The sequence below is a fragment of the Enterobacter sp. MGH 4 genome (genome assembly GCF_000534735.1).
In the GTDB taxonomy this organism is placed as follows: domain Bacteria; phylum Pseudomonadota; class Gammaproteobacteria; order Enterobacterales; family Enterobacteriaceae; genus Enterobacter; species Enterobacter intestinihominis.
In genome coordinates, this window is record NZ_KI973289.1 from 2,321,244 (window position 1) to 2,338,916 (window position 17,673).

At 57.4% G+C, this 17,673-nt stretch carries 13 protein-coding genes; 2 read left to right on the forward strand and 11 right to left on the reverse strand.

All coding sequences use genetic code 11. The annotated features are described in order from the left end of the window. Positions 1–5: 5 nt before the first annotated feature. From secD to queA, 4 genes are read right to left on the reverse strand one after another with little or no spacing between them, the layout of a single operon-like run. The gene (gene secD / locus L350_RS11435; protein WP_032621613.1) at positions 6–1,853 is read right to left on the reverse strand and encodes a protein translocase subunit SecD; all 1,848 of its coding nucleotides are present in this window, start codon (positions 1,851–1,853) and stop codon (positions 6–8) included. A 27-nt stretch (positions 1,854–1,880) separates the two neighbouring features. Beyond that, positions 1,881–2,213, reverse strand: a complete 333-nt coding sequence (gene yajC, locus L350_RS11430; protein ID WP_003859109.1) for a preprotein translocase subunit YajC — start codon at positions 2,211–2,213, stop codon at positions 1,881–1,883. 22 nt (positions 2,214–2,235) lie between these two features. Beyond that, positions 2,236–3,363 carry a tRNA guanosine(34) transglycosylase Tgt gene (tgt, locus tag L350_RS11425; RefSeq protein ID WP_003859110.1) on the reverse strand — a complete coding sequence of 376 codons (1,128 nt, stop codon included), beginning with the start codon at positions 3,361–3,363 and terminating at the stop codon, positions 2,236–2,238. A gap of 53 nt (positions 3,364–3,416) precedes the next feature. Then, entirely contained in the window at positions 3,417–4,487 is a 1,071-nt protein-coding gene (gene queA / locus L350_RS11420; protein WP_022647221.1) for a tRNA preQ1(34) S-adenosylmethionine ribosyltransferase-isomerase QueA, read from the reverse strand. 92 nt (positions 4,488–4,579) lie between these two features. On the opposite strand from queA, the gene acpH reads away from it, so the two are divergent. Both acpH and L350_RS11410 read left to right on the forward strand, forming a co-directional pair. Next, positions 4,580–5,161, forward strand: coding sequence for an ACP phosphodiesterase (gene acpH / locus L350_RS11415; RefSeq protein ID WP_032624760.1), 582 nt, complete (start codon positions 4,580–4,582; stop codon positions 5,159–5,161). Between the two features lie 127 nt (positions 5,162–5,288). Next, positions 5,289–5,891, forward strand: a complete 603-nt coding sequence (locus L350_RS11410; protein ID WP_003859113.1) for a peroxiredoxin C — start codon at positions 5,289–5,291, stop codon at positions 5,889–5,891. Positions 5,892–5,939: 48 nt separating this feature from the next. Here L350_RS11410 and L350_RS11405 read toward each other — a convergent pair whose 3' ends face one another. The 7 genes from L350_RS11405 to phoB all read right to left on the reverse strand — a co-directional run bounded on the left by L350_RS11405 (position 5,940) and on the right by phoB (position 17,623). Continuing rightward, complete coding sequence (locus L350_RS11405; protein WP_032624761.1) at positions 5,940–7,319, reverse strand: DUF3999 domain-containing protein; 1,380 nt, start codon at positions 7,317–7,319, stop codon at positions 5,940–5,942. Beyond that, positions 7,316–9,925 carry a DUF2339 domain-containing protein gene (locus L350_RS11400; protein ID WP_032624762.1) on the reverse strand — a complete coding sequence of 870 codons (2,610 nt, stop codon included), beginning with the start codon at positions 9,923–9,925 and terminating at the stop codon, positions 7,316–7,318. Before L350_RS11400 ends, L350_RS11405 begins: the two co-directional genes overlap by 4 nt. A 90-nt stretch (positions 9,926–10,015) precedes the next feature. Continuing rightward, positions 10,016–11,833: a maltodextrin glucosidase gene (gene malZ, locus L350_RS11395; RefSeq protein ID WP_032624764.1), complete on the reverse strand. Its 1,818-nt coding sequence runs from the start codon at positions 11,831–11,833 to the stop codon at positions 10,016–10,018. A gap of 599 nt (positions 11,834–12,432) precedes the next feature. Further along, positions 12,433–13,806, reverse strand: coding sequence for a proline-specific permease ProY (proY, locus tag L350_RS11390; RefSeq protein WP_017383160.1), 1,374 nt, complete (start codon positions 13,804–13,806; stop codon positions 12,433–12,435). Between the two features lie 81 nt (positions 13,807–13,887). Beyond that, positions 13,888–15,207: a branched-chain amino acid transporter carrier protein BrnQ gene (gene brnQ, locus L350_RS11385; RefSeq protein WP_003859118.1), complete on the reverse strand. Its 1,320-nt coding sequence runs from the start codon at positions 15,205–15,207 to the stop codon at positions 13,888–13,890. 409 nt (positions 15,208–15,616) lie between these two features. Beyond that, positions 15,617–16,912: a phosphate regulon sensor histidine kinase PhoR gene (phoR, locus tag L350_RS11380; protein WP_023299433.1), complete on the reverse strand. Its 1,296-nt coding sequence runs from the start codon at positions 16,910–16,912 to the stop codon at positions 15,617–15,619. Between the two features lie 21 nt (positions 16,913–16,933). After that, positions 16,934–17,623, reverse strand: a complete 690-nt coding sequence (gene phoB / locus L350_RS11375; RefSeq protein ID WP_003859122.1) for a phosphate response regulator transcription factor PhoB — start codon at positions 17,621–17,623, stop codon at positions 16,934–16,936. Positions 17,624–17,673: the final 50 nt, after the last annotated feature.

Below are 17,673 nucleotides of genomic sequence, written 5' to 3' on the forward strand. Positions count from 1 at the left end.
ACTCCTCAGATAGACAGCTTTTTGACGCGCTTGCCGCCGTACAGCAGGTTCACGATGGCACGGGTGCCGACAATAGCGGTAAACATCGACGTTGCGACACCGATACCGGTAGTAATCGCAAAGCCTTTGATCGCGCCAGTACCCACTGCATACAGGATAAGAACCTTAATCAGTGTTGTTACGTTCGCATCGAAGATGGAGCTGAACGCCCCTTTGTAGCCTTCTTCAATCGCCTGCTGTACAGAACGACCGTTGCTCAGCTCTTCTTTGATACGTTCGTTTATCAGTACGTTGGCGTCGACCGCCACCGCAAGGGTTAGAACGATACCCGCGATACCCGGCATGGTTAGCGTCGCCCCCGGCAGCAGGGACATGATACCGATGATCAGCACCAGGTTGGCAATCAGCGCGGAGGTCGCAATCAGGCCGAACTTCTTATAGAAGAAGATCATGAAGATGATGGACACCGCCAGACCGGCCAGACACGCTTCCAGACCCTGCTTGATGTTCTGCATACCCAGGGTTGGACCGATGGTACGCTCTTCAACAATCTGAATTGGCGCAATCAGCGCACCGGCACGCAGCAGCAGAGAGAGCTGACGCGCTTCGTTCGGGTTGCTGATACCGGTAATACGGAAGCTGTTACCCAGACGAGACTGGATGTTGGCGATGTTAATCACCTCTTCCTCTTTCACCAACACGGCACGGCCATTGGCGTCTTTCTTACCGCTGTCTTTGTACTCCACGAACAGGGTCGCCATCGGCTTGCCGATGTTGTCCTTGGTGAAGTTAGACATGATGTTGCCACCTGCGCTGTCCAGCGAGATGTTAACCTGCGGCTGGTTGTACTCATCCTGGCTTGAAGTGGAGTCGGTGATATGGTCACCGGTCAGGATCACGCGTTTGTACAGCACAACCGGCTGGCCTTCGCGGGTCTGTTTCACTTCGGAATCGCCCGGCACACGGCCTGAAGCCGCAGCAGCCTGGTCAACGTTGGCGTTAACCAGACGGAACTCCAGAGTCGCCGTCGCGCCCAGAATCTCTTTCGCCCGGGCGGTATCCTGGATACCTGGCAGTTCGACCACGATACGGTCAGCACCCTGACGCTGTACAAGTGGTTCAGCCACGCCCAGCTGGTTTACACGGTTACGCAGAATGTTAATGTTCTGCTGAACGGCGTACTCACGTGCTTCACTCAGACGCGCGTCGGTCATTACCGCACGCAGCTGGTTGCTGCCCTGAGAGGTGATCACCAGATCGCGGTGACGCTGAGACAGATAGGTCACAGCCTGATCGCGTGCCGCGCTGTCGCGGAACGTGATGCTCATGCCGTAGTTATCTTCTTTACGTACGGTGGTGTACGGAATGCCTTTATCGCGCAGATCGCTGCGCAGGCTGTCGATATTCTGTTCCTGTAGCTTGCCGAGCGCGGTATCCATATCCACTTCCATCAGGAAGTGAACGCCGCCACGCAGGTCAAGACCCAGTTTCATTGGCTCTGCGTTCAGCGCAGCCAGCCAGCGTGGGGTTGCAGGAGCAAGGTTAAGCGCCACGACATACTTATCACCCAGCACGCCCATCAGCGCTTCACGTGCGCGGAGCTGCGTGTCGGTGGTGTCGAAGCGAGCAAGAATTGCGCCCTCTTCCAGTGCCACAGACTTAGCGGTAATTTTTTCTTCTTGTAACGTTTTCTGGACCTGGATCAGCGTTTGCTCACTGGCGGCGACACCGCGCGCGCCAGTGATTTGAACGGCCGGATCCTCACCATACAGGTTGGGAAGCGCGTACAGCAGGCCGACGATAATCACGACGACCAGCATGATGTACTTCCACAAAGGATAACGGTTTAACACGGCAGTTCCCTTTGGGAAAAGTTGGGATTACAGCGCCTTCATGGTGCCTTTCGGCAGAACGGCAGCTACGAAGTCACGTTTGATAACCACTTCAGTGGTGTCGTTCAGGGCGATAGCAATGTAGCCGTTTTCCGCTACTTTGGTTACGCGACCCACCAGGCCACCATTGGTCAGGACTTCATCGCCCTTCGCGATGGAGTTCATCAGGTTTTTGTGCTCTTTAGTACGCTTCTGCTGTGGACGCAGGATCATGAAGTAGAAGATCAGACCGAACACAACCAGCATCAGAATCAGAGACATCGGGCTGCCCTGCGCTGGTGCACCCGTTGCTGCTACCGCATCAGAAATAAAAAAGCTCATTCAAATTCCCTCATTATTAAAATTAATCAACGTTCAACGGTGGAACATCCCGCCCCTGACGTTGGTAGAAATCGGTCACGAAGCTCTCTAATTTACCCTCTTCGATAGCCTTACGTAAACCAGCCATTAAGCGCTGATAATAACGAAGATTATGAATGGTATTGAGACGCGCCCCCAAAATCTCGTTGCAACGATCGAGATGATGCAGATACGCGCGAGAATAATTGCGACAGGTATAGCAATCGCACTCGGAATCGAGCGGGCTGGTGTCACTCTTATGCTTCGCGTTACGGATTTTCACCACGCCATCGGTAACGAACAGATGACCGTTACGTGCGTTTCGGGTTGGCATAACGCAGTCGAACATATCAATGCCGCGACGTACGCCTTCCACCAGATCTTCTGGTTTACCCACACCCATCAGGTATCGTGGTTTATCCGCCGGGATTTGCGGGCAGACATGCTCCAGAATACGGTGCATATCTTCCTTCGGCTCACCCACAGCCAAACCGCCGACAGCGTAGCCATCAAAGCCTATCTCTACCAGACCTTTAACCGAGATATCGCGTAAATCTTCGTAAACGCTGCCCTGGATAATGCCGAACAGCGCATTTTTGTTTTGCAGGGAGTCAAAACGGTCGCGGCTACGCTTCGCCCAACGCAGGGACATCTCCATGGAACGTTTGGCATAGTCCCAGTCCGCCGGGTATGGCGTACATTCGTCGAAGATCATCACGATATCGGAGCCGAGATCGTACTGAATCTCCATAGACTTTTCCGGATCGAGGAAGATTGGATCGCCGTTGATCGGGTTACGGAAGTGTACGCCCTGCTCGGTGATCTTACGGATATCGCCCAGGCTGAAGACCTGGAAACCGCCGGAGTCGGTGAGGATGGGGCCTTTCCACTGCATGAAGTCGTGCAGGTCGCCGTGGAGCTTCATGATCTCCTGGCCTGGACGCAGCCACAGGTGGAAGGTGTTGCCGAGAATAATCTGTGCGCCAGTGGCTTCAACTTCTTCCGGCGTCATTCCTTTTACGGTGCCGTACGTGCCCACAGGCATAAACGCGGGGGTTTCTACCACGCCGCGATCAAACACCAGGCGACCGCGACGCGCGCGGCCATCGGTGGTATCGAGTTCAAATTTCATTTTTTCTCCGACGTCAGAAAAACAGTCCAACGTTGTAACACGGTGCCGCGGACTTATTCCCCGACACGCTCATTCAAAGCCTGCGGATTGTACGTGATAAACATCGCGTCACCGTAGCTAAAAAAGCGATATTTTTGTTCTACCGCAGACTTGTAGGCGTTCATCGTATGCTGATACCCCGCAAACGCGGAGACCAGCATAATCAGCGTCGATTCAGGCAGATGGAAGTTGGTCACCAGCGCATCAATGACTTTGTACTGATAGCCCGGGTAGATAAAGATCTGCGTATCGCCAAAGAAGGGCTCAATCAGCTCTTTTTTCGCGGCCTGCGCAGCGCTCTCAAGGGAACGTACCGACGTTGTACCGACGGCCACGACGCGGCTACCGCGCGCTTTCGCCGCCAGCACCGCATCAACCACCTCCTGCGGCACTTCGGCATACTCAGAGTGCATGATGTGGTCTTCGATGCTGTCCACGCGCACCGGCTGGAACGTCCCCGCGCCGACGTGCAGCGTCACGAAGGCCATCTCAATGCCCTTGGCGCGCAACTTTTCCAGCAGCGGTTCATCAAAGTGCAGGCCCGCCGTTGGCGCCGCCACTGCGCCAGGCTTCTGGCTGTAGACGGTCTGATACAGCTCGCGGTCGGCTTCTTCATCCGGGCGTTCAATGTACGGCGGCAGCGGCATGTGGCCGATGGCGTTGAGGATATCCAGCACCGTGCGCTCGTCGTTGAACTCCACCTCGAACAGCGCGTCGTGACGCGCGGTCATGGTCGCTTTGATGCTCTCGTCATCACCCAGCAGCAGTTCAGCGCCCGGCTTCGGCGCTTTGGATGCGCGAATATGTGCCAGAATACGTTTATCATCGAGCATACGTTCGACCAGCACCTCAATCTTGCCGCCGCTGGCTTTACGGCCAAACAGACGCGCTGGGATCACGCGGGTATTGTTAAAGACCAGCAGATCGCCAGGGTTGAGCTTGTCGAGCAGATCGGTGAAAGTACCGTGCGTCAGCGCGCCCGTTGGCCCGTCCAGTGACAGCAAGCGACAGCTGCTACGCTCAGGCATGGGGTAGTGAGCAATCAGGGATTCAGGTAGTTCAAAGGAGAAATCGGCGACGCGCATGACGTATACTCGTGACTTAAAAACAGGCGGCATAGTCTAGTGCTCACACCCTTTTGCTGCAACAACTAGCCGCCACCGGACGAATAAAACGCATGAATTTTCTCGCTCACCTGCATCTCGCTCACCTCGCGGACAGCTCCCTCTCCGGCAATTTGCTGGCCGATTTCGTACGCGGCAACCCCGCGGAAGATTATTCCCCCGAGGTTATCGACGGGATTTTTATGCACCGCCGCATCGACGTGCTGACCGATAACCTGCCGGAAGTGACGGAAGCCAAAGCCTGGTTCCGCCCCGAAACGCGACGCGTGGCGCCGATCACGCTCGACGTCATGTGGGATCATTTCCTGTCGCGCCACTGGTCCCAGCTGTCGCCTGATATGTCGCTGCCTGAGTTTGTGCGCTACGCCCACGCGCAGGTGTCGATCATTTTGCCGGACTCCCCACCGCGCTTTGTGAATCTGAATAACTATCTGTGGTCTGAACGCTGGCTGGAGCGTTACCGCGAGATGGATTTCATTCAGAACGTGCTCAACGGCATGGCCAGCCGTCGACCGCGTCTGGACGCGCTGCGCGACTCCTGGCACGACCTGGACGAACATTATGACGCGCTGGAGACGCGCTTCTGGCAGTTCTACCCGCGCATGATGGCGCAGGCGAAAAATAAAGAACTGTGATGCCGGTTCGATTGATAGGTAAAAGCTGGTGGAACGATTGTTACCACCTCTTTGTCTTATTCCCGCGCTGCCTCTATACTGGCCCGCGTTGCGTTCCAAATAACCTTAGTATCTACAGGAGAATCATATGGTTCTGGTAACTCGTCCGGCTCCGGATTTTACAGCTGCCGCCGTTCTGGGCAACGGTGAAATCGTTGAAAACTTCAACTTCAAACAGCACACCAACGGTAAAGCGACCGTTCTGTTCTTCTGGCCAATGGACTTCACTTTCGTTTGCCCGTCTGAGCTGATCGCGTTCGACAAACGTTACGAAGAATTCCAGAAGCGTGGCGTGGAAGTGGTTGGCGTCTCCTTCGACTCTGAATTTGTACACAACGCATGGCGTAACACCCCTGTCGAAAACGGCGGCATCGGTGCGGTGAAATACGCGATGGTTGCGGACATCAAACGCGAAATCCAGCAGGCTTACGGTATCGAACATCCGGACGCTGGCGTTGCGCTGCGTGGTTCTTTCCTGATCGACGCGAACGGCATCGTTCGTCACCAGGTTGTGAACGATCTGCCGCTGGGTCGTAACATCGACGAAATGCTGCGCATGGTTGACGCGCTCCAGTTCCACGAAGAGCACGGTGAAGTGTGCCCGGCTCAGTGGGAAAAAGGTAAAGAAGGTATGGCGGCTTCCCCAGACGGCGTAGCTAAATACCTGTCTGAGAACGTATCCAGCCTGTAATCGGCACGGTTTACGAAAAACCCGCGACTACGCGGGTTTTTTTATGGCTTATGCTGCGCCGTCTTTTTTTACCTCGCGCCAGATGCGCCATGCCATACCCGCAAGCACCATCACCCCGACGATCAGTACGCCCCAGACCATCAGCGTTTTCATTCTGCTTTCCTGCTCAGCCGCAGACGTCGCGGTTAAACGCGCCTCGCCGCCCAGCGGGACAGGTTCCAGCGTATCCGCCATCGGCAGGGCTGCCAGAGCGTAGGTTTTACGCAGTTCGGTCGGGATCAGCATATCCGTCTCCACGCTTGCCGGTTTCGCAGCCCCGTTCCCCCACGCAAGCAGATACGGCCCCTTTCCCTGCGCGTTGAACACCAGATCATAGCGCACGCGTTGCCCGATCACGCCCGGCAGGTTCTCTGGCAAACGCGCATTGTAGGTCTTGATTTTTACCGCCTCGACCAGCCCGCCCGGGAGCGGAACAGGTTCAGACGTTTTGCCGCCGAGCTGGTAGATCACCTCTTTTTTCAGCGTATGCCACCGATCCTTGTCCGCCCCCCGCCAGGCTATTTCTGCCGGGAGAACGCCGTCGCCATTCAGCATGAAGGCTATCGCACTCAGAGGCTGCGGATGCGTCCAGCGCCACACGGCTTCGCTATCGGATAGCCGCTCCCCCTCTCCCGCCAGGCTAATGTGCTCTGATTCCGGCTGCGCAGGAGCGTTAATCGCGTTGACGCCGGTTAACGTCAGGGCTGAACGCCCCGTGTTCAGCACCAGCAGCAGATAGCGATTCGCCTCAGGAGATAACACCAGATCGGTATCGATGCGGTCGAGCTTCAGGCGATCCTGTCCACTCATCACGTCCAGCAGGGGCATCTCTTCGCGCAGGGTATACCAGTTTTTTAGATCCTCGCTGTAATAGACCGATGCCGTCCCCTGCCACGAGCCCTGCGGCGTGTCCCAGAAAAGCTGGAGCTGAGAGAGCGGAACCTCCGTCGCGTTTTCCGGCAGGGTCAGCAGATAATGCTGTCCGGCAGCCGCCGCGTGTTGCCCTTCCAGCACAATCTCCACGCCGTTTCTGGCACGTAACATAATTTTATCGCCACTGCCCTCTTCCCCGCCCGGCGAGGCGTTAAGCGCAAAGAGGCGCAGCGCCGTGGTGGTCGGTGCTGGCTGCGGACGCGTCGTGGTAACCAAGCTGAACGGTACCGGCTCGCCCGAATGATTAAACACGCGCACGTCGCGCAGATCGGGCGATGTGCTCTGCTGATAAACCGCCAGCGGCAGCATGACCCGATACCACGGCGAAGAGGCAGAGGTATCAAGGGACAGGCCATAGGCATAATCCCGCGGGGATTCCACCGGCGCGCCCTCGCTGAATGCCGGACCGGCCACGGCCAGCAGTGCCGCACAAACAACCGCATTCATCCATTTCATTTTTCTTCTCCTGCTTTAGGCGGTAGCGGCGAGAAATAGCCCACAATCAGGACCAGGATCGCCACGCCAATAAACGCGACAGCACGCGCCAGGCCGCCACCGCCCGCGCTGTCCACCAGCATCAGTTTGAGCATGACCACCCCCAGCAGCACCGCACCGCCAAGCCACTGCTGACGGGAGGCCTGACGGGTGGCGCGGATCATGACCACCAGCGCGCAGAACATCCAGAACAGGGCAAAGGTGGTCTGGATAAGCCGCGAATGCCACAGCGACTCCATATTCCAGGCCACCTCGCCGTACCACGCCAGCGCGCGCAGCAGCGCGCCGTTTAGCCACCAGAAGCCAAGCGCCATCAGCACAACGGCGGGCCACGGTCGGGACTGAGCAAGCGATGCCGGATAGTGGCGATCCACTGCCCGATAAAACACCACCAGCCCCAGCAGCGCGAACGCCGCCCCTTCCTCAAGCGGGTTCACCAGCGGCAGCCAGGTCTGTCGATAGACTACCCCGTCCTGGAAATTAGTCACGACCAGCAATACCACCAGCGCCACAACCACAGGGATCACGGCAAGGCAGGCGTAGAGCGCAGGCCATACCCGGAACGGCCACCCGCGACGCCGTACGGCCGCGGAGAGCGCCATAATCACCCCACCGCCGACAGCCATCGCAATGCCGCTTCCCCAGGCCGCCATGCCCCATGGCAGGGAGCGGGCAAACCAGTAAAGCTCGGCGGCCATGGCGAGTAAAATCATCCACAACAGCGACAGATGCAGCCCCATTGCGATGCGCGGAAGAAGTTTATCTTCGTCGCGCCGCAGCATCATCAGGGCGGCAGGCAGCGCAATAGACCAGGCCAGATTTGCCCAGCCGGCTGCCAGGATCTGCTGTTGCCAGACCTGATAAAGCACCATCAGCAGCATCACCGGCCACAGCAGCCATTTGCTGGCATCCAGCTCCCGCCATGCCAGACGAGCGGCAGCCTGCCGCCATCCCCAGGCCGACACCGCCGTCAGCGCCAGCACGCCCGCAAGAACCGATAATTCTGTCTTGAGGATCAGTTGCGACGCACCCAGTTGCGCCACTAACCAGAACAGCAGCCCACCGACCAGCAGCGCCCAACTGCCCGACAGCACGATTTTCTGCCACAGCCAGGCCGCAGCCAGCCAGCAAAGACTGAGCACTGCGAAAATAAGCAGCAGGCTCAGCGAGGTGACGCCGTTCATCTGCGCCCATATCGCGCTGCCGAGCGCCAGCACCAGCAGCGCCGTCCCGCTATAGCTCATACGCCGCTGCTGCTGTTGCACGCCCAGCCAGAGGATACCCAGCCCCTCCAGCGCCCAGGCCATCGCCGTCCAGCGCGCCGAAAGCGCCAGCGGAATGGCAAGCGTGGCAAACCCGCCGCCAATCGCCAGCGCCGCCATAATCAGTGGTCGCCCAATGGAGGGGTAACGTCGCAGCGCGAGGAACGCCAGTGAGAGATAAAACGCACCATAACCCAGCGCGCTGAGCGCCGGGCCGTACGTCCAGTGAGACGTCATGCCGTACTGCATCCCAAAACCAATCAGCGGCGGGGCAAACAGCAGTACGCCGTCAATAATCTGTTTACCTTTTTCCTGCGCCCGCAGCGACAGCGCTACGCTAAACACGCCAAAAATAAGCGTATTGGCAATCAGGAACAGCTGACAGATAACATAGTTTTCAGGCTGGTAGTCGCTCAGCCCCCACACTCCGCCAACGCCAAACGTGAAGAACAGCCCGAGCAGGTTGAGCTCGCGCCAGTGCTGCCAGATGCTGATGACGAGAATGCCGATGGAGAGCAGAAGATAGAAGGAGAACAGCGCCACAAAGCTACCGTCCCCGGTAGACAGGAGCAGCGGCGCAAGATATCCGCCCAGGCTCGCCAGCATGGCAAGGCTCAGCGCCTTTTGCAGCACGGCCAGCCCGACGCTCGCCGCGCAAATCACCACCAGCAGCGCAAACGCCAGCGTCATCGGCAGCATCTGCCACAGCCGGAATGCGCCAAAGACGGTCAGGTAAAGCACGCCGGTCGCCCCGCCCTGGAGGATCAGCGCGTAGATCCGCTGCCTGTGCCGCAGCCGCCATCCAACGGCCAGCAGAACCATGGCAAACAGCGCCGTGGCGGCAAGACGCAGCTCAAGCGGAAACAGTGAATGTTCAACGGTATAGCGCAGCAGGAAAGAGAGGCCGAGGAAGAGCAGTACAATCCCCAGTTTTGCCAGCGGATTGCCCTGCATAAACCAGCGCGTCAGCGAGGACAGGATGCCGCCAAAGGCGGAAGGCCGTTTTGCCGCCGGGACAGGCGCAGGTTCTGCTTCAGTGACGGGCGGTTCGGGACGCCAGGGATCGACAGGTGCGTTAACGGCCTCTGGCACCGGCGCTGGTGTCTCCACTGGCGCGGCGGTCTGCACCGGCTCCGGCGCTTTCTCAGCTACACCATGCTGCTCAAGCGCCTCAATGCGCTGGCGAAGCCGGGCGATCTCCTGCCGCGCCGCCGTGCTTCGATTAAAGCCTATCACCGCAAGCACGGGGGCCACGACCAGCGCAAAAACCAGGAACAAACAGCCAAGGATGTAAAGCTCGTCCATGTTTCCACCTTCACCGTAAAAGATCCGTTAAGATTGACACAAATAGTTGCATTTGCGCCATCTAAAAGGTGAAAACCATGCTGCCTGCGCTTAGCTGCCGAACCAGACCGTAGCGGAGATCGCCGGCAGCGTGAGCACGTTCTCCTGTAACGTCGCTTTCCCCTCTTTGCTCTTCCACGTTTTACCGGCCAGCAGCGGTGAATCTTCCAGCACCACTTCACACGCCTCACCCCGGTTGATCGCCACCAGCACGCGCTGCTGGTTGTAGACGCGGACAAACACCACCACATTATCTTGGGCGTACATCACCTGACAGCCCCCGTAGCGCAGGGCCTGGCTCTGCTTGCGTAGTGTCGCCATACGCTGGTACAGGCTGAACAGATCCTGATCCTGCTTTTCAGGCTCCCATGGGAAGGTTTTGCGGCAGAACGGATCGTTGTTACCGTCCAGCCCCACTTCATCTCCGTAATAGATGCACGGCACGCCCGGCCAGGTGAAAAGCCAGGTCACCGCCAGCGGCAGACGCGCCACATCTTTACCCAGCAGCGATTTAAAGCGCGCGGTATCGTGGCTGTCGAGCTGGTTAAACATCCGAAGCTGCTGCTGATGAGACAGGCCAGCGCGATAGTTCTCCATCCACGCCATGCAGGTTTCGGCGTCAATATGCTGCGGATCGTAAGAGATATCGGTGTTAGCGAGGAAGCCCCACAGCGGGAAGGTGAAGCCGCGATAATTCATCGACGCGTCTTCTGCATCTGCCTGCAACCACTGACGCGCGTCGCCAAAGTGCTCCCCGAAGACGAATGCTTCCGACCGGGCCGCTTTTGCCGACCGGGTAATGGCGGCGACATGCTGAAGGTTATTCCGCGCCCCGCCTGCTTCACCCAGCATATGCACCACGTCCAGCCGCCAGCCGTCCATATTCCACGGCGCTTTCAGCCAGTGGCGCACGATGCTGTCTTCGCCGCCGTAGATTTCATTCACAAGCGTTGACGACTGGAAATCGAGCTTCGGCAGACTCGGGTAGCCCAGCCAGTCCAGGGCGCGTCCATTCTCGTCAAAACTGTACCAGTCACGCTGGGGGGAATCCGGATTATGGCATGCGCCGCCCATCGACTGATTGTGACGGTCGAACCACGCATGAGAATCACCGCTGTGATTGAACACGCCATCAAGGATCAGGCGCATACCCTCTTTTTGCGTGTTGTGGCGCAGCCGCAGCAGCGCCTCGTCACCGCCAAACTGCTCGTCAACGTGGCGGTAGTCCTGCGTATCGTATTTGTGAACGCTTGGCGCTTTAAACACCGGGTTCAGGTACAGCGCCGTCACGCCGAGCTTTTTCAGGTATGGCAGTTTTTCGCTGATACCGTCGAGATCGCCGCCGTAAAAGGTCGATCCCCCCGCCTGGGCGGTCAGCGGCTCGTCCCATTTTTTCAGAATGATGTCGTGACCGACCGCATGATGGTAATAAACCTTGTCCTGGTCGGCGGTGCGCTTTTCACTGCGCGCAAAGCGGTCCGGGAAAATCTGGTAAAAGACCTGATCGTTAACCCACTGCGGGCCGTTATCCGGGTGATCCACGGCAAACTGCTCCAGCCTGGCCGGAGGGAAACGGCTGAAGCCCTGCGGGGTAAACCACAGCTGGCGGTTGTTCCACAGCAGCTTGAAGCCGTAGCGGCGACGCGGCTGTCCGCTGCGCAAATCGATATTCGCCCGCCACGCCGTAATACCCGGCTGAGGCTGGCTGCGCACCTTGTGCATTTTCAGCGATGTCTCTTCGTTATCCACTTCGGCGCGCAGGGTCACACGTTCAGGCTGATTTTCCCCTGCCAGCCAGAGCGTAATCACAAGGTTGTCTTTGTTTTGCTTAACAAATGGGGCAACCGGAAGGTGCCAGGCGTTTAACATCACGAATCCCCTTTGATGAAATTGACGTCACCTTGCCACAGGGTTGTTAAGGATAGCTCACCATGATGGGATTTATTGGGGGAGGAGGACGGGGGAGGAGGCATCAGTGCGGCCTGATGCCCTCACCCTAACCCTCTCCCACGGGGCTGAGGGATCCCCAGTAATTTTTTTATGCAGAAGCAATAAAGTTGCTTTCTAAATGACTGAGGGCTGTCAGCGATGCCCTGGTCCGGCTGTAAATCGCTGAGGCGTTTGCCTTCCGGCCGGGGCGAGGCGCAGGGATGCGCCGAGAGGGCGGCTTTACAGGGACGTTGCCTCCGCCCGTACCCGATAAGCCGGAAGGAATAAGCCGAGGGCACCCCGAAGCGGCGATTTACCGCCGGGAGCCCGGGTCGCCAGGGTGGTGGCGACTGAGCCACCCTGGCACGTTCACCGGTCATGTCGTTACAGAGTAGCAAGGAACATAAAGTGAACGGAATGACCACCACCGCCGTATGTTCCCCTCACCCTAACCCTCTCCCCGGAGGGGCGAGGGGATTGCTCAGTGCTCGCATTAATTTGTGGGGAACCCTCTCCCACGGGGAGAGGGGAAAAGAATGTTACTGTGCTTCCGCCAGCTGACGATCGCGGCGACATTTAAACATCCAGCCCACCAGCAGCAGGACGATCCACGCGAAGCCCACGTACAGGGAAATACGGGTATCCGGGTGATAACCAATCAGGCCAATGATGAAGACCAGGAAGATGAGACCGACAATGGTCGTTGGCACGCCGCCCGGCACTTTAAACTTCAGCGCTTTGGCCTCTTCTGGCGACAGGCGGCGACGGAACGCAATCTGCGACAGCAGGATCATGATCCACACCCACACCGTCGCAAAGGTCGCCAGCGACGCAATCACCAGGAAGACGTTCTCCGGCATAATGTAGTTCAGGTAGACCGAGAACAGCAGCGCCACGGTCATGACCAGCACCGTTACCCACGGGGTACCGCGACGCGACGTTTTGGCAAACACCTTCGGCGCACTGCCCTGCTCCGCCATGCCGTGCAGCATACGGCCCACGCCGAACACGTCACTGTTGATGGCCGACAGCGAGGCGGTCAGCACCACAAAGTTGAGAATGCTGGCGGCAAACGCAATGCCCATATGCTGGAAAGTCAGGACAAACGGGCTGCCGTTGGTGCCCACCTGGTTCCACGGGTAGATGGACATAATCACAAACAGCGTGCCCACGTAGAACACCAGGATGCGCATCGGCACCGAGTTGATGGCGCGCGGAATAGACTTCTCCGGATCTTTCGCTTCCCCGGCGGTGATGCCGATAATCTCGATTCCGCCATAGGCGAACATGACCATCTGGAGCGACATGACCATCCCGAGCCAGCCGTTGCTAAAGAAGCCGCCGTTGCTCCACAGGTTGTGAATGCCGGTTGGCTGTCCACCGTTGCCGATACCCCAGATGATAATGCCGAAACCGGCGAGGATCATGATGATAATGGTCGCGACCTTGAAGAAGGAGAACCAGAACTCCAGCTCGCCAAACACCTTCACGCTCATCAGGTTAACGGCGCAGATAATCAGCACCACGCTCAGCACCCAGATCCAGTGCGGCACGGCGGGGAACCAGACCCCCATATAGATACCAAACGCCGTCACATCGGCAATGGCAACAATCAGGATTTCGAAGCAGTAGGTCCAGCCGGTGATAAACCCGGCCAGCGGGCCTAAATTTTCCTGCGCGTAGCGGGAGAAGGAACTGGCAGAAGGGTTGTGAACCGACATTTCGCCAAGGGCGCGCATGATGATATACGCCGCCACGCCGCCGATGATGTAGGCCAGCAGAACGCTTGGACCGGCCATTTTGATGGCATCTGCCGAGCCATAAAAAAGACCGGTACCGATAGCCGAGCCCAGCGCCATAAAGCGGATGTGGCGGGTGCTCAATCCACGTTTAAGTTTGTTAGTGCTTTCCATTAAAATCTTGCCATTCAACACGAAAAAAACAAAAAACCACGGGGCCTTAAGCCCCGTGGTTAAACAATTTGTTGCCGTTGATTAATGGGCGTTGGATGTCACCTGACGCCCTGCCGCACGGTCCCAGATAATCGCCAGAACCAGCGCTACAACGGAAGGCATCAGCCAGGCCAGGCCCTGCTCGGACAGCGGCAGACGCTGTGTCCAGGCTGGCAGGATTTCTGCAAATGCTGATGCTTTGATCCCGTCAAGGATACCAAAAATCAGGCTGATAAACATGGCTGGCGCAATAATTCGCGTGGAGTTATGCCACCACGGACGGGTGAAGCTCAGCACTACCAGCACGATACATGGCGGATAGATCGCCGTCAGCACCGGAATTGAGACCTGAATCAGGTGGCTCAGACCGAGGTTTGACACCGCCATGGAGAAGATGCCGAGGATAAACACCAGCGTGCGGTAAGAAAGCGGCAGATACTGAGCGAAGAACTCCGCGCAGGCGCAGGTCAGACCCACCGCCGTCACCAGACAGGCCAGGAAAATCAGCGCCGCCAGCAGCATGCTGCCTGCACCACCAAAGGTGTGCTGCACGTAAGCATGCAGGATCGCCGCGCCGTTTGCGCTCTGATCGACCAGCGTTGCGCTATCTGAACCCAGGCGGAACAGCGCCAGATACAGCAGCGTCAGGCCGACACCGGCCATCAGGCCAGCCCAGATGGTGTAGCGAGTCAGCAGACGCGCTTCGGTCACCCCGCGGGAACGCGCGGCGTTAACGATAACGATACCAAACACCATCGCGCCAAGCGTATCCATCGTCAGATAGCCGTTCACGAAACCGTTTGAGAACGCCGCGTTCTGGTAGGCGTCCATCGCGGAGCTGATGGGCCCCGCAGGCCAGACGATGGCCGCAACCGCCAGCACAATCAGCGCCACAATTTTCAGCGGTGCCAGGAAGTTACCCACAGTATCCAGCAGTTTGCCCGGATAGAGAGAAACCAGAATCACGATGGCGAAGTAAATGAGGCTGTAAATAAACAGCGGCATCGCGCCGTCACCGGTCAGCGGGGCAATACCCACTTCAAAGGAGACGGTCGCCGTACGCGGGGTTGCGAACAGCGGGCCAACGGCCAGATAGCAGACGGTTGCCAGCAGAACGCCAGCCACTTTGCCAATCGGGGTGCTGAGGCTGTCCACACCGCCACCGACTTTCGCCAGCGCGATAACGGTCAGTACCGGCAGGCCCACGGCAGTAAGCAGGAAGCCAAACGCAGCCGTCCAGACGTGTTCACCCGCCTGTAAGCCAACCATTGGAGGAAAAATGATGTTACCTGCGCCAACGAACAGCGCAAATGTCATAAAGCCCAGCGCGATAATGTCACGCGATTTCAAGTGATGGGTCATAAAACCTTACTGCCTGTGGATGTGGTGTTGAATACGTTGAGATTTTCGCCATCCCTGACGGGACGATACAGCGGAAAATTTGCTCAATTTCAGCGGGATATGCTCCCGTCCAGGCGTGGCGAAGAATAGTTTTTCGATTTACCACGCAAATACAGTCGGTCTGACAGTATATGGGGGGCAATTTAAACGCTTATAACGTTTAAAGGCAAGAAGGGATCGTAAAACCAGAACAATATGCCAGCATGAAAACTCAGACCAAAATAATATGCCATGTATAAGAAAAACTCATGGCTAATCATGCGAACAAAAAAGCACCAGCCGTATAATATTCACTCGCGTTTCGCTTGACTGCAAAGCAAACGGGCCAGCAATCGCTGGCCCGTGGAAAGGTAGCCTGACACACACGCTGTCAGGCACTTTTTTTGGCAATTAATCGTTCCGGGATCACGAAGCTAAAGCGCGTGCCCTTACCCAGGGTGCTTTCGATATTGAGCCGGCTTTCGTGGTGGCTGACGGCATGCTTCACAATTGCCAGCCCCAGTCCGCTCCCGCCGGTCTGCCGCGAGCGCGCCTTATCCACCCGGTAGAACCGTTCGGTGAGACGCGGGAGGTGTTCAGGCCCAATCCCCGGCCCGTTGTCCTCGACGCTAAATTCAGCCCCTGCCGGAGTATGCTGCCACCGCACCGCGATATGCGTCCCTGTCGGGGTATGATTCACGGCGTTATAGACCAGGTTTGAGATAGCGCTTCGCAGCTCATCTTCACTGCCGAGCACTTTCAGCGTGTTATCAACATCAAAACTCAGGGTGTGTTGATTATGGCTCAGCGTTTGGGCTTCGCGCTCCACCACTCGCAGCATCATCGGCACATCAATGATGTCGTTTAGCGCCAGCGACGGGGCAGCCTCAATTTTTGAAAGCGTTAGTAGCTGTTTGACCAGCCCTTCCATGCGGAACGTCTGTTCCCGCATGGTATGCAGCGCTTTCTCACGCGGCGCCCCCTCAAGCGTTTGCTCCTGCATCATCTCCAGATAGCCCTGAAGCACCGTCAACGGCGTACGCAGCTCGTGGCTGACGTTGGCAAAGAAGTTACGTCTCGCGCCCTCAAGCTGATGCATCTGGGTGACATCCCGCGCCACCATCAGCCACTGCCGATCGCTGTAGGGCATCACGCGAATTTCAAGATGGCGACCGTTATTGAGCTTCAGATTGTGCGGACGACTAAAATCACGCGTTTTCAGATACAGCGTGAACTCGGGATAGCGCAGAAGGTTGAGGATGTTCTGACCGTTATCATCCGGCCAGCGCAGGCCCAACAGCTGCTGTGCGAGGCCATTACACCAGAAGATGGTCCCTTCTTCCGTCGTCAGGATCACTGCGTCCGGCAGCGACTCCGCGCCGCTGCGAAAGCGTTTTATCAGGCTTCCCAGCTCACGACGGCGCTTTTTATTACGCATCTGCATCTGGTGCAGGCCGTAGAGTAGCGGTTCCCAGCTCCCGCTTCCCGGCGGGGGTGTCATACTTCTGTCGACCCACAGCCACCAGGAAAGACGCAGTAAATTCCAGAAATGCCAGACGAGCAACCCCGTCACGGCCACCAGTAAAAACCACGGCAGATAGCCAAAAATAGCCCCCAGAATGAGGGCCGGAATACAGCATAAGATCAGTTCAAAGACGAGCCTTTTCCATGACAGACGTTCCAGCACGCGTCACACTCCTGTCATTGTTCAGAAACGGGTCGAGAAGCGATAACCCGTGCCGCGGACCGTCTGTACCATGCGATCGTGGCCGCTCAGTTCCAGTGCTTTACGCAGGCGGCGAATATGGACGTCAACCGTTCGGTCTTCGACATAGACGTTAGTTCCCCAGACGTTATTCAGCAACTGTTCGCGGCTGTAAACGCGCTCCGGGTGTGTCATAAAGAAGTGCAGGAGTTTAAATTCGGTGGGGCCCATATCGAGGGGATTTTCACCGGTCATGACCCGGTGTGAGGTAGGATCCAGGCTCAGGCCCTGCATCTCAATCACCTCTTCCACCGCCATCGGTGAAATACGGCGCATCACGGCTTTGATACGCGCCACCAGCTCTTTCGGGGAGAACGGTTTGGTGATGTAATCGTCCGCGCCGGTTTCCAGACCGCGCACGCGATCCTCTTCCTCACCGCGCGCCGTCAGCATCACCACCGGGATATCGCGGGTCATCGCCTCGCGTTTGATATGCTTGATAAACTGCAATCCGGAACCGCCAGGCAGCATCCAGTCCAGCAGGATCAGATCGGGCCAGGGTTCATTCAGCTGGTTCACCGCGCTGTCATAATCTTCCGCTTCAACCGGCTGGAAGCCATTTTGTTCAAGCACGAAGCACACCATTTCACGGATCGGAGCTTCATCTTCTACGACCAGAATACGTCTCGCCATACTTTGCCCTGTCTTATCGTATTTAAGTTACAAGTCTGTAATGCGGCGTC